Here is a 13,611-nt window from a genome sequence, read left to right as displayed (position 1 = left end):
TAGTTAGTTTTGAGAGGAGGCAACTATATGGAATGGAAACCAAATCGTGCAGATAAGACACCTGTATATAAACAAATTGCTGATTATATTGAAAGGGGTATTTCTTCAGGTGAATTTCCTTCTGATAGCAAGTTACCTTCTGAGCGTATGTTAGCAAAGGAATTACAAGTGAACCGGAGCACAATAGTAGCTGCGTATGAAGAATTAAAATCACTTGGGGTAGTAGAACGGAAAAAAGGAAGCGGAACACGGGTGAATACAGACATATGGGGTGTGTCACATAAACGAATACCGAACTGGGGTAGGTACGTTGAGGATGGATCGTTCTTACCTAATGTACCACTTGTTCAACAAATTCGAACGGAAACACAAAAAGATGACTTAATTAATTTAGCCAGTGGTGAATTGTCACCAGAATTAATTCCGAGTGATAGATTTCGAACAATTTTGTCGGAGAAAACGTTTATGGAAAACCTCGGTTATGACCATCCACTTGGAAATGAAATGTTGAGAAAAACAATTGCAGCACATGTTCAGCAATATAAACAAATTGAAGCGGATTCAAGTTCTATACTAATTACATCTGGAGCACAACAGGCGCTTAATCTTATCGTTCAATGCTTATTAAAACCTGGAGATGCGATTGCGATTGAGGATCCTTCGTATTGTTTCTCACTTCCGATGTTTAAATCCGCTGGCTTAAAAATATTCCATTTACCTGTTGATCAGCATGGAATGAATCCAGATGACTTAATTGATTTGCATAAAAAGCATCGTATTCGTATGGTGTTTTTGAATCCAGATTATCAAAATCCAACTGGCACTGTGCTTTCATTAGCAAGACGTAAAAAGATTTTAGAACTGTCTTCTGAATTCGGTATACCAATTGTAGAAGATGATCCGTACAGTTTAACTACATTTAATGGAGAAGTGAATCCAACATTAAAATCGATGGATCAAAATGGAAATGTTCTTTATGTAAGTTCATTATCAAAAATTGTTGCATCAGGATTACGTATTGGCTGGGTAATTGGACCTACGCGTGTAATAGAACGTTTAGCAGATGCGAAGCAACAAGTTGATTTTGGCCATAGTGTATTTACGCAGTGGGTGGCAAATCAATTTTTAGAATCAGAAGATTTTCATGCACATATTACAATGCTTCGTGGACAATTGAAACAAAGAAGAGATGAGTTAATTAGAAAGCTTGAAGAATTATTAGGGGATCAGGTTGAATTTTTCGTTCCGGAGGGTGGAATACATTTATGGTGCAAAGTGCAAGGAACGTTTGATGAATATCATTTATTAGGTGAATCTATACGAAATGGTGTAGCGTTTGTCCCAGGAAGTGTTTTAGGTTCTAAAAGTGAATATATTCGTTTTACTTTTGGGAGAGTAGATGTAGAACAAATCCAACTTGGAATTACAAGGTTTGCGGAAACGTTAAACGAGATTTCATAATAGTGATGCGTAATATTGAAATGAGGGAAAGAAATGAAGTACGTGACGCTTTTACTTCAAGTAGGCGTGCTATATGTATTTAGCTTAACTGGTACGTGGATTCAGGGAATATTCCATCTATCGATGCCAGGAAGTTTAATAGGGATGTTAATGCTGTTCTTACTCCTTTCTACTCGTATTTTGCCATTAAAGTGGTTTGAGGTAGGTGCGGAAAAATTAATAGTATTTTTACCGTTATTTCTAATCCCTTCGACAACAGGGTTAATGGAATACGGATCTTTTCTTTTAAGTAAGGGGAGTGTTATATTCCTTTTAGTTGTTGCAAGTACGATAGTAACATTGATTGTTTCAGGGTATGTAAGTCAATTGTTAGTAACATCAAAAAAATAAAATCGACAAGGTGCGCTATTCAAATGGTCTTAATTATTATTACTGTAGTAATATATTTATTTGCGACAAAGCTGTATAAAAAATATACGTTTCCATTTACGTTACCGGTATTAACAGTTACAGCAATTATGATTTGCTTATTTTTGATTTTCGGCATCTCTCATCATGAGTATAAGGAAAATGGGGGAGATATCCTTTCAGGATTCTTGAGCCCTGCAATTGTAGCGTTAGCCATACCTCTATTTAAAGAGCGAAAGATACTTATGAAAAACTTTTTATCGATACTTATCGGCGTAGTGATAGGTATAGTGGCTTTAACAAGTATGAATGTAGTGATTGGTGGAATTTTAAATATAGATAAGGAGTTTATACTAACAACTCTTCCGCAATTAGCGACAATGCCAATTGCCATTTCATTATCGGATCAAATTGGTGGTATTCCTTCTATGACTTCTAGTTTTGTAGTTGTTGCAGGAATAACAGGTGCTATTATCGGACCAACAGTACTTAAGTTTTTCCGTATAACAAGTACAATTGGAAAAGGAGTTGGAATGGGCTGCGCATCACATATTATCGGTGTGAGTCGTCTAGTGAAGGAAGGGGAGAAAGAAGCGACTATCGGTTCGGTAACGATGATTGTAACAGGAATACTCATTAGTATATTAATACCTTATGGAACGAAATTTATATTTTAAGAATTGTAATAAGAAATATAATACTATTTATTTGAGAATGTAATGGAGATGATGAAAATGACAACATGGTTTATAGTTACATTATTTATTTTTGGTGCCCTTAAAGTACTAGTTTCTAGTATGCCAACTTCTGTTGTAGAATCAATTATTAGTAGATTTGAGTTACATCAAAAACTTGATGAAGAAAATACTACTGTATCGCTAGATGGAAAGAATATAGAGGGTGAAATGAAACTTCAAGTTATAAACGACTTTAACGAGGCTTTATTTTTAGATAAGCATTACTTTCCGCCGCACGGTGAAGGGATGCCGATAATCATTGAAACGAAGAAAGGAAAAAGAATAATTACATTATCGATATATAGTTATAAGGAACATGTTGATGTAATAAAGCAATATAAGAAGAAAGCCGTTGCCTATCGTTTACGATCTAAAAGTCTTCAAACTCCTACAACATTAGCGATAACTGAAGATTATGCTTAAGGAGAGACCGTTTTTACAACGGTCTCTTTATTATAGGTAGGGTCTATATAATTATTAAACTTTTATTCATATCGTAGTCCATTTGAAAGTTCTTCAATAGCTTTCCAATCATCAACAATAATTTGCTTATTATTTTTATGAATTATATTGTTAGTTATTAGTTTTTCAATGATTCGATTAAGATGACGAGTAGTTGACCCGATTAATGAGGCAATTTCACGATGATCTTTAGTATGAATTTCTCGCTCAAATAAATTAGATGGATTTCGGGCTGTGCATAAATAACTAGCAAAGCGTGTCTCCACAGAAGCCAGTAAATTGATACGTGAAGCAGTTGTGCAGGTTTGTAGTTTATAAGTGACATGATGAATTAGCTCTTGAAGAAAGGCTACGTCTTGTAATAGGTAATTTGTTACATAATTTTTATCGATAAAAAGAAAATCAGTCTGTTGCTCGGAGGTTACATGAGATTGTATGTCTACGGATTGAATTAATTCAATATCTCCCATGATAGAAACTGCGGAACAAAAGCGTAGTAATAATGCTTTACCTGTAATTACACTGGAAGTTATCTTTGTACGTCCTGACATTTGAATGTATAGGCCGTCAATAGTCTCGCCTTCTTGTAATACAGTTTCTTTTGCTGCATATCTGCGAATCTCAAATGGATGATTGAATTGTTGGAATAACTTCTTTATGTACTCATTATTTAAGTAGCTTAATAGTAAGGTATTATCTACAATCTTTTGCATAATATTTCTCCTTTTGGGACATCTGTCCTGTCTATTATAAAATAATTCATTTACATTAAAAAGAAAGGAGTGATGTATATGAAATTTATTTTTGATATCGATGGTACTATTTGTTTTAAAGGAAAAGCAATAACCAAAGAGATTATTCAAGCGCTCGACGCTTGTCATAGTAGAGGACATGAGATTATATTTGCATCTGCTAGACCTATTAGAGATTTATTACCTGTTCTACCAACTCATATGCATCATTATTCAATGATTGGTGGGAATGGTGCCTTTATCGCAAAGGAGAGAAAAGTTGTTGAAGTTATACCTTTTGATATTGAAACAGTAAGTGCGATGCGTTCAATCATAGAAAAGTATAGTCTTTCATATTTGGTAGATAGTCAGTGGAATTATGCTTATACAGGAAGCGAGAATCACCCTATCTACAAAAATATCGACCCTAATCAATTGGCTATTAATATGAATATTGATGAAATTGATGAAGTGGTAAAGGTGGTTTTATTTCCTGATAATATAAAAAAAGAATTAATTATAAATGCGTTGGAAGAACTTCCTATAAGAATATATGAGCACGATAAAGAGGGGATTATTGATATAAGTCCGCCACATATTGATAAATGGGAAGGCTTAAAACGATTAGGTATACAAGAGGGAGAATTCGTAGTGTTTGGTAATGATTCAAACGATTTATCAATGTTTATACATGCTAAGGAAAGTATTTGTATTGGTAGTCATGAAGTATTAATGAATCATGCGTCAACATGTTTAAAGATTGACGAGAGAAGTATCGGTGATAAAATTATTGAGTTATCAGAGTCATATGCATAAAGATTTGTATGTGAAAAAGGAAGAACGGATTATAATAAAAACGGGTATTAAAAGGATTGTTAGCCTTTTAGTATCCGTTTTTACTAATAATTGACTGATAGACCTTCCATATGAAAAATAAAAATAACATATATCCAAACAAAGAGTAACTATGATGCCAATCTGCACTATGAATAAATAAACCTAACCTCTCAGCAATTTGCTCAAAAATGCTAGCGCAAACGCCTATTGAAATAATAAATAGAGTTCTAGAAACTGTAGATAATGTTTTTGAAATTTGTATAAAAGAGGCTGTTAAAATCGGTAGTACGAGTAACGTGAAAGCTATGTTAACTGAAAATGTGGATGAGAAGGGTCTAACCGGAAAAGCATATATTTGTTTATTAACAAAGAAAGCATCTAAACAAGTTCCAATAATAGCAGAGAGTAAGATTGTAACTGCTAATGCTAGAAAATTATTCTTCTTCTCGAAGGAGGACATTTTTCTTTGCGAGAATGGCAAGTTCAATTTTTTCGAGTGTTTTGCAGTAGTCTTCTGAAATTTGTCCACTTATACTCTCCTCCTTATCAACTAAGTAATTTACAACTTGCCAATCAGTAAACCAATCTTTACTTTCATCTTCTTCATGTTTCATATCGCGCCATGCGTAGATGAGTGCAGGGCTGTATATACGATATGCGCCACTACGCAACTGGCATTTCTTTATTCGGCGTTTATAAAACTCACGGGAAAAAGATTCATTTACACTTGAAAATAAATGAGGCCAGTAATCTTTCCTTGAGCCTGTGTGTGGATGATGTTGGGCCCAACTTATTATTTGAGATAAAATATGTGTATCCCGAAATAATAGTGAATACAACCTTTTTCCAATTAAGATTCGTTCATGCAAGGACGTAAAATGCTTCATTGTATCACCAAATAGTAATACTTTTTGTTTCTTATCATTTTCGTGGAATGGGAAAAGGATATGATTAAACTGAAAGAAATCAAAGAGTTTAAATCCAATACTATTTAGTACAGTCTTTTTAAAGTGTACATTTTGAATAACTCTTTTTTCTAAGTAGTTTTGTTCATTAATAATAGTTGCAATGGCTAATGTTTTTTTGTTACCTGTTTTCCAAAAATCGTTCCACATCGTTTCCATAAATGTAGAAACATTTAGGTGAGGGAGAAGGTGAAATAGCCTTTGTGATCTTTTTACACTTTGTTCATATAGCAAAAATTGAGGATATACATCTTGGAAAATGAGCCAATTTCCTCTTTCTAAGAAAGTAAAAAATGTAATTTGATCTTTCTCAGATAAAATTCTCGTATATAAATCTCCCTTTAAATCGGTCATATTCCAACCACCGTTACGTGATACCATATGTCCAAGTAGTGCCCAATGTATTTCTGGATATTGAGTGTAAAATTGGTAGTATGCACGTGTTCTTGTTACATTATTTTTATTTAGTTGTTTTGTTTGTGCTTTTATGTTGTCGATGATGAGTTGCTCTTCTTTCGTTAATTTATACATGGTTCCAGAATGAATAAGTTTGCATTTTTGTTTTAACTCATTTTTCACATCAAATAGGGAGAGAGGAAGTGCTTTGGAAGCTTCGTTATATGTATTATTTGAGTTGCTTTGGTACATTCCATTACCTCCCTTTTCATGAATTTAAACATGATATTGGTTATGAATCATTCTATTTATTTTATTACGAGTATATGAAATAAATGAGTGGTGTTTTTTTACAAGTAATATAGTTATCGTGCAAACAGTATGAAAAAATCTTACTGTTAAGAGGTGAAATGAAAAACAGAAACTATGTTTAATAGTTTCTGTTTTTTTATTTTGTCAATTTAATGTAACAAACGACGATTATGATTTGAATCAATTGAAAATAATTCAATAGCTTTGGTAAGTACAATTTTTATTGAAATGTATGGTAGGAGGAAAAGGAATGCTTAATAAAATAATTTTAATTACTGGTGGAACAGGTTCGTGGGGACATGAACTTATAAAACAACTATTAGAAAAATCGCCGAAAGAAATTAGGGTTTTTTCAAGGAATGAGACAGTTCAGTTTGAAATGCAGCAACAGTTTATAAATGACGATAGATTAAAATTTATTATTGGAGATATTCGTGATAAAGACCAACTAGTCTATGCTTGCCAAGGTGTACATTATGTATTCCATCTTGCAGCTTTAAAACATGTTCCAGTATGTGAGTATTATCCTTATGAAGCTATAAAAACAAATATACATGGTACGCAAAATGTAATTGAAGCATCAATCCAGAAGCAAGTTGAGAAAGTTATATATGTTTCAACTGATAAAGCGGCCGACCCATCAAATACGTATGGGATGACAAAAGCAATTGGTGAAAAGTTAATGGTTCATGCGAATGTGCAAACGAAGAAAACAAAATTCATTTGTGTTCGTGGTGGAAATGTTTTAGGGACGAGTGGAAGTGTGGTACCGCTTTTTAAAAAGCAAATTAAAAAGTCTTCACAGGTAGGGATTACTGATGAAAATATGACTAGATTTTTCTTAACAATTGAAGATGCTGTTGGATTGTTATTTAAAGCAGCATCTGAAGGAAGAGGAGGGGAGATCTTTGTTATGAAAATGCCAGCATGTAAAATAACGGATTTAGCAAAAGTGTTGATTGAAGATTCAAAAAAAGAAAACGTGAAGATAAAAGAGGTAGGGATAAGACCTGGTGAAAAATTAAGTGAAATGCTTTTATCTGAGGTAGAGAGTAAAACAAGTATAAGTTTTGATCAAAATTATTTTGTGGTACTACCGACTATTCCTATAGAGGGACTTCAAGAATATTATGCTAGTTATCCGCTTGTGGATGTGAAGAGTTTTAGTTCTCAACAAGACTTACTTGCAAAACATGAGGTGAAACAAATGTTAGAAAAAGGAGGATTTTTACTATGAAAAAAAATGCGAAGCTTTTAATAACTGGTGCAAATGGCTTCACAGGGCGCCATGCTTGCCAATATTTTTTAGACAAGGGCTTTCATGTAATTCCTATGTTTCAAAATCGCTCATATAGAGAAAAATTCAGGAATGGCATTACTTGTAATTTAACTAATAAGAGCGAAGTAATGAAGGTAATTAAACAAATAAAGCCAGACTATGTATTGCATTTAGCAGGAAGGAATTCGGTCATAGAGTCTTGGACAGCTGCTCTTGAATACATGGAGATTAATGTAATAGGGACGTTATATTTATTAGAAGCAATTAAGCAAGAAGCACCACATTGTAGAACATTAGTTATAGGATCTGCATTGCAAGCAGATAGTATGAACAACATAAAGGTTTCAAATCCATATAGTTTAAGTAAAACTATGCAAGTAATCGTCGCAGAGGCTTGGGGTGGATTAATGGATTCAAATATTATCATTGCAAAGCCCTCGAACTTAATTGGTCCAGGAGTATCGAATGGCATTTGTTCTATTCTTGCAAAAAAAATGATAGATATAGAGTCGGGTAAAAGTGAACCAATTATTGAAGTAAACAGTTTGAAAGATAGTAGGGACTTTCTAGATGTACGTGATGCAGTTAAAGCGTATCATTTGTTATTGCATGATGGTATAAATGGAAAAGAATATAATATTGGATCAGGAGTAAAACGATCTTTATTAGATGTATTAGAACAATATAAAGGATTAACACAGCTGAACTTTACTATAAAAGAAACAGAGAATTTTGAGAGTGACTCAAATAAAAGTTTAGTGTTAGAGGATATAAAAAAGTTAGGTTGGGTCCCAAAAATCCAATTTCATCAATCATTAAAAGATGTACTTGAGTATGCGAAGCGCAGTGACATCTGCATTCAATGAAAAATAAAAAAGGGTGTAAGAAGTATATGAATGGTTATGAAGCAATAGATAATCAAAATACGCTATTTCTTTCGATTGTTGATACGCTGGATTGGAAAGATGAAGAAGCGCATGTGTTGCACCTCTATGAGGCAATAAATCAATATCGAGCGTATGTGGAAGAAAAAAAGGTTGATCCAATAAAGCCAGCACTAGAGACAAGAACTAGGCATGTGATTCAAGTTTTTGCTCAGTATGAGTGTAGTGAGTATGGAAATGATTTTTATGAACTCATCAAAGATCTTTTACAAGATATAGGAATAGATTTAAAGATTTATATAAATAATAGTAAGTATATTTACATTTGAAAGATTAATATAAAGCTAGATTTTTAATGATAAAGGTGGATATAAGTTATGAGCAAAAAGATTCTTTTTACTGGGGGCGGTACAGCCGGACACGTTATGATTAACATTGTATTGATTCCTAAATTTATAGAAAAGGGATGGAGAGTTGAGTATACTGGATCTCAAAATGGAATTGAAAAATTATTGGTTCAAAATGTTAAGTATAATAGTATTTCAACCGGGAAGCTTAGGAGATATTGGGATTGGGAGAACTTTAAAGATCCTTTCAAAATTATACACGGTTGCTTACAAAGTTATAAATTAATTAAGAAAATGAAGCCTGACGTTATCTTTTCTGCAGGAGGATTTGTTTCAGTTCCTGTAGTTATAGGGGCATGGTTAAATCGTGTACCTATAATAATACGTGAACCAGATAGTACGTTAGGGTTGGCAAATAAAATAGCATTACCTTTTTCTAAAAAACTATGCACAACATTTCCTCAAACAGGGGGTAATGTAAGTACTGAGAAGAAGGTTTATGTGGGGCCAATTGTAAGAGAAGAAATCGAGAGAGGTAACGTATTACGAGGAAGAAGCTATTGTGAATTTCAGCAAGATAAACCGGTATTGTTAATTATGGGCGGGAGTCAAGGTGCGCAATGGATAAATGATATGGTAAGGAAAAGTTTAGATACATTATTAATAGGTTTTAATATTGTTCATATGTGCGGTAAAGGAAAGATGGACTCATCTATTGGCATGGAAGGTTATATGCAATTTGAATATATAGGGGAAGAGTTGCCGCATATATTGAATATGGCAAGTGTTGTAGTCTCCAGAGCGGGTTCTACTGCTATTTCTGAATTGTTATTTTTGAAGAAACCGATGTTGCTTATTCCGTTAACTAACGGTTCCAGTAGAGGGGATCAAGTTTTAAATGCTGACTATTTTGCACAACAAGGGTATGCGGAAGTTTTACTTCAAGATAGAGTAAGTAATAGTACATTTACACATGCAGTAAATCAGTTGTATGCCAATAAGGAGAGATATATTCAAAACATGAATGGATATAAGAAAACAAATGATGAGGGGATTCATCAATTAATAGATTTAATAAATGAAGTCGTCAAATAATAGAAATTTGAATGGAAAAATAAAAGGAAAGAAGGTATCTTCTTTCCTTTTTACTGTAGTTGTTCAAATTCATTGTTACTTATGCCGATTATATTCTGTATAGAGCTATATACTATGGACGAATACCGTTTTCTAACAGCTTAGTAAATGCATTTGTATGAATAGGTTTACTGTAATAATAACCTTGAATAAACTGACATTTATTTTTTTGAAGGAAATTTACGTGTTCTTTCGTTTCTACACCTTCAGCAATGACAGACATTCCTAGTGTATGTGCTAATGTGATGATCGTTTTAATGATTTCCATTCCATCTTCACACGTTTCAGACATTGTAATAAATTCTCTCGGGATTTTTAACGTATCGATTGGATATAAAGGTAAGTAGGCTAGGGAAGAATAGCCTGTACCAAAGTCGTCGATTGAAATGTGAATGCCTAAACTTTTTAGTGTACGCAGTTTTATCAATGTTTCTCTCTCATCCATCATTGCAATTCGTTCTGTTAATTCAAGATCGAGAGAACTTGCTGGTAAACCTGTAGTTGCTAATGTAGAAGAAATAGACTTTACAAAATCTTCTTGTTCAAATTCTTTAGCAGATAGATTTACTCCTATTTTTAAATGTGAATATCCGAGTGCGTGCCAACGTTTCATTTGCTGACAGGCTTGCTGTAATGTCCATTTTCCTATTGGAATAATTTGTAGTGTTTCTTCGGCAATCGGGATAAATTCATATGGAGAAATAACACCTAATTCGGGATGATTCCATCTGATTAAAGCTTCAGCACCGATAATTTTATTAGATTCACTATCAACCTGAGGTTGATATAAAAGGAATAATTCTTCATTTTGAATTGCGTTTGGTAAATCTTTTTCTAATTGTAATCGTCTTTCAATTTTTTTAGCGATTACATCGTCATAAATAGAGACAGAGTTAAGCTCTTTTTCCTTAGCATCATACATTGCAACATTAGCGTTTTTTAAGAGTGTAGCGGTATCGATTCCGCCAGATGGATATATAGCGATGCCGATACTAAGTGATAAAGTTAATTTATGCTCATGTATGACAAACGGTTTTTTCATGCTTTCAAATAGTTTGTTACATAACTGGAATAAGGAATCATGGTCTATATAGTTTTCGATTAAAATTGTAAATTCATCGCCACCGATTCTTGACACATGAGTATGTGATGGAAGACATGATTGGAAACGTTTTGCTACTTCTTCTAATATGTAATCACCTGACGAATGTCCAAGTGTATCGTTAATTACTTTAAAGCGATCTAAATCTAAATATAATAATGCAAACTCACTTTGTGTTGTTTGAGCATTCTTTATAACTTTTCTTAATTTCTTATGGAAAAAGGCTCGATTCCCGATTTTCGTTACAGTATCGTGGAATGCTAAATATTTTATTTCTTCTTGTTGTTTTTTGAGCGCAGTAATATCCTTTACCATAATATAGCTTCCTGAAATTTGTCCATCTATCATAATAGGAACGATGGTAACGTATAAAAAATAAGTAAAGCCATCTTTATATTGAGAACTAAGTTGTAAAGATGCTGATTCTTGTTGTTTAACCTTTTCTAATGCAGATGCTAGTTTATGTTTATCTTCTTCTAAAATAATCGAAAAACATGTTTCACCAAGTAACTCGTTCGTTGGTGCTCCAAGTAGTATACTCCCAGCTTTATTTACATTTAAGAATATTCCATTTAAATCAATCGTAAAAATAGGATCAGGATGATACTCATATAAAGATTTGAATTTTTGTTGTTTTTGCGATAAAGCCTCTGATTTTTGGACTAAATCAGAGGTCCGTAAAGTAACTTTTTCTTCTAGTTGAGCATTAAATGCTTGTAGACGTTTTGTTAGGGAATTGTTTTGCATACGTACAATAGAATGACGAATGAGTACGAAAACAAAAGTAATACAATTTCCTGTAATGAGAGTTGAAGATGCTGTTTGTTCTTTTAATGTAAACCCGATTAGTATTGCAACAGCAAGATAGGGAAACACGACTAATACTTTTTTTCCTAGTATAGGGTTTACAATGAAATAATTTTTATGACTATTATAATCTTCTGAAATAGCCCCAGCTATTGCGATAAGTAATATAGGTATTCTATATAAAAGACGTAATGATGTTATCGTGTCAGTTGATAAATGGTTATGTAAGTAAAAATAAATATAGTTAAAAGTTGCAGAACTTATTAATACAAAAATAAAAATATAAATTTTCCGTTTTGAATTAAAAACAGTTGGACGGAAAAAGAGACTAACACCTAGTAGAAGAAATAATAGGTCTGCAACTGGATATAGAAAGGAGAGAAAAATATCTCCCAGTGAAAGGGAAAATATATTTAAATCTGGCTGATTAAATAAATACCATTCTAATGTAAATATAGAAATGAGTACGATACATAGATCACAAATAAAGAACGCCTTTTCCCATTTATTGCACTCTTTTAAGATTTTATAGCAGAAAGCGATAAGGCAGAAGAATAGAAAAAACATGTAAAATACATCAGAAATAGTAAAATGATGTATTGGAATTTCGAAAAAGGTATCTTGATACGTATATACTATTTTTCCCAATAAAAAACTACCAATTGCTATTGTGATACATATCCAAAAAGGATTTGAACTAACTTTTTTAGAATATATAGAGTAAATTAGTGATATAAATGTAATGGCTTCAACGATGAGTGAAGCGAAGCGTACATTGAAATTTGAAAAATGAGTAGGGAACAGAAAGAAAAACATAGAATAGATTGAATAGCATATTAACGTTGCGATTAATATACATATTTGTAAATTTTTATTTAATTTCAATAAAATCACCTTCTTAAAGTATGTACTATATTCGTAATATCTATACATAGTAATATTAATTAAGGATTGTACCAGATTTCCTTATAAAAAGTATGCTTATAAGAAAAAAACGAAGAGTATAATACTTCTTAAAATTGAAAAAACGTTGTAGTTAATAATTTTTAGTTTATAAGGAATGTAGATAAAATTTGTATATTTAGTCATCTTGTAAATTTTAAAGGTTTTTTAGTAATTTGCAAGTGAAGATGCAAAAGTGCATATAAAATGATGGGAACTTCTCTCTAGATGAGGGGAGTTTTTCGTTATTATAGAGTATTAAGTAAGACCTTTGTATGTAGCTATTCTCGTACTAATGAGGGATTTCAGAAAGATGTTAAGTATATACAATAATAAGTAACACTTCATAAAATTTTTAGTATGGGAGGAAGAGCATGAAAAATTGGGTGAAGTTTAGAATAGCACGTCCAACAGATAAGTTTGAAGAGATTATAGCATTCTATGAAAAAGGGTTAGGTTTAAAACGTATAGGTGAATTCTACGATCATGAAGGCTATGATGGAATCATGTTCGGTCTACCAGATGAAGAGTATCATTTAGAATTTACAAGACATATAGATGGGAGCCCTTGTCCGGCTCCAACAAAAGACAATTTACTTGTATTTTACATGCGTGAAGATAGTGAAATGAAAAAAGTGAGTAAAAGGCTGCATGCAATGGGATACGATGAAGTAGAACCAGAAAATCCATATTGGAAAGATAAGGGGATAACGATAGAGGATCCGGATGGTTGGAGAATTGTGTTGATGCAAATAGAAGGATAAGGTGTAACGGAACTGTTAGAAGGAGGAGGAGATTTCAACTTTC

General features: G+C 32.8%; 14 protein-coding genes. 10 read left to right on the top strand and 4 right to left on the bottom strand.

The window, feature by feature from the left end; translation table 11 throughout:
• Positions 1 to 27 precede the first annotated feature (27 nt).
• From pdxR to CQZ94_RS10805, 4 genes are read left to right on the top strand one after another with little or no spacing between them, the layout of a single operon-like run.
• The gene (gene pdxR / locus CQZ94_RS10820) at positions 28 to 1,461 is read left to right on the top strand and encodes a MocR-like pyridoxine biosynthesis transcription factor PdxR (protein WP_105585401.1); all 1,434 of its coding nucleotides are present in this window, start codon (positions 28 to 30) and stop codon (positions 1,459 to 1,461) included.
• Between the two features lie 33 nt (positions 1,462 to 1,494).
• Positions 1,495 to 1,851, top strand: coding sequence for a CidA/LrgA family holin-like protein (locus CQZ94_RS10815; protein ID WP_105585400.1), 357 nt, complete (start codon positions 1,495 to 1,497; stop codon positions 1,849 to 1,851).
• A gap of 23 nt (positions 1,852 to 1,874) precedes the next feature.
• Positions 1,875 to 2,546, top strand: a complete 672-nt coding sequence (locus CQZ94_RS10810) for an LrgB family protein (protein ID WP_105585399.1) — start codon at positions 1,875 to 1,877, stop codon at positions 2,544 to 2,546.
• A 57-nt stretch (positions 2,547 to 2,603) separates the two neighbouring features.
• Positions 2,604 to 3,029 carry a YfmQ family protein gene (locus CQZ94_RS10805; protein WP_105585398.1) on the top strand — a complete coding sequence of 142 codons (426 nt, stop codon included), beginning with the start codon at positions 2,604 to 2,606 and terminating at the stop codon, positions 3,027 to 3,029.
• A gap of 62 nt (positions 3,030 to 3,091) precedes the next feature.
• On the opposite strand, the gene CQZ94_RS10800 is transcribed toward CQZ94_RS10805, so the two are convergent.
• A complete protein-coding gene (locus CQZ94_RS10800) occupies positions 3,092 to 3,781 on the bottom strand; it encodes a Crp/Fnr family transcriptional regulator (protein ID WP_105585397.1) in 690 nt (229 codons plus the stop codon).
• A 78-nt stretch (positions 3,782 to 3,859) separates the two neighbouring features.
• Between CQZ94_RS10800 and CQZ94_RS10795 the strand changes: the two genes are divergently transcribed.
• A complete protein-coding gene (locus CQZ94_RS10795) occupies positions 3,860 to 4,615 on the top strand; it encodes an HAD-IIB family hydrolase (protein WP_105585396.1) in 756 nt (251 codons plus the stop codon).
• Positions 4,616 to 4,682: 67 nt separating this feature from the next.
• Here CQZ94_RS10795 and CQZ94_RS10790 read toward each other — a convergent pair whose 3' ends face one another.
• Positions 4,683 to 5,096, bottom strand: a complete 414-nt coding sequence (locus CQZ94_RS10790) for a CBO0543 family protein (RefSeq protein ID WP_142395808.1) — start codon at positions 5,094 to 5,096, stop codon at positions 4,683 to 4,685.
• Positions 5,071 to 6,249, bottom strand: coding sequence for a DUF2515 domain-containing protein (locus CQZ94_RS10785; protein WP_105585394.1), 1,179 nt, complete (start codon positions 6,247 to 6,249; stop codon positions 5,071 to 5,073). The genes CQZ94_RS10790 and CQZ94_RS10785 overlap by 26 nt, the downstream gene beginning before the upstream one ends.
• Before the next feature lie 310 nt (positions 6,250 to 6,559).
• Here CQZ94_RS10785 and CQZ94_RS10780 point away from each other — a divergent pair, with 310 nt between their 5' ends.
• The 4 genes from CQZ94_RS10780 to CQZ94_RS10765 are packed head-to-tail and all read left to right on the top strand — an operon-like array spanning position 6,560 to position 9,914.
• On the top strand, positions 6,560 to 7,546 hold the full coding sequence (locus tag CQZ94_RS10780) for a UDP-N-acetylglucosamine 4,6-dehydratase family protein (protein WP_105585393.1): 987 nt from the start codon (positions 6,560 to 6,562) through the stop codon (positions 7,544 to 7,546).
• Positions 7,543 to 8,454: an SDR family oxidoreductase gene (locus tag CQZ94_RS10775; protein ID WP_105585392.1), complete on the top strand. Its 912-nt coding sequence runs from the start codon at positions 7,543 to 7,545 to the stop codon at positions 8,452 to 8,454. Before CQZ94_RS10780 ends, CQZ94_RS10775 begins: the two co-directional genes overlap by 4 nt.
• Complete coding sequence (locus tag CQZ94_RS10770; RefSeq protein WP_105585391.1) at positions 8,451 to 8,801, top strand: DUF6572 domain-containing protein; 351 nt, start codon at positions 8,451 to 8,453, stop codon at positions 8,799 to 8,801. The genes CQZ94_RS10775 and CQZ94_RS10770 overlap by 4 nt, the downstream gene beginning before the upstream one ends.
• Positions 8,802 to 8,849: 48 nt before the next feature.
• Positions 8,850 to 9,914 (top strand): undecaprenyldiphospho-muramoylpentapeptide beta-N-acetylglucosaminyltransferase, encoded by a 1,065-nt coding sequence (locus CQZ94_RS10765; protein WP_105585390.1) that lies wholly within the window; start codon positions 8,850 to 8,852, stop codon positions 9,912 to 9,914.
• Between the two features lie 112 nt (positions 9,915 to 10,026).
• Here the strand turns inward: CQZ94_RS10765 and CQZ94_RS10760 are convergent, their stop codons facing one another.
• Complete coding sequence (locus tag CQZ94_RS10760) at positions 10,027 to 12,747, bottom strand: sensor domain-containing phosphodiesterase (RefSeq protein ID WP_142395806.1); 2,721 nt, start codon at positions 12,745 to 12,747, stop codon at positions 10,027 to 10,029.
• 431 nt (positions 12,748 to 13,178) lie between these two features.
• Here CQZ94_RS10760 and CQZ94_RS10755 point away from each other — a divergent pair, with 431 nt between their 5' ends.
• Positions 13,179 to 13,568, top strand: coding sequence for a VOC family protein (locus CQZ94_RS10755; protein WP_105585389.1), 390 nt, complete (start codon positions 13,179 to 13,181; stop codon positions 13,566 to 13,568).
• Positions 13,569 to 13,611 lie beyond the last annotated feature (43 nt).

The organism is Bacillus sp. MYb209 (assembly GCF_002975175.1).
Taxonomy (GTDB): domain Bacteria; phylum Bacillota; class Bacilli; order Bacillales; family Bacillaceae_G; genus Bacillus_A.
Note: the sequence above shows the minus strand (reverse complement) of the source record. Positions and strands in the feature narration are given on the sequence as shown.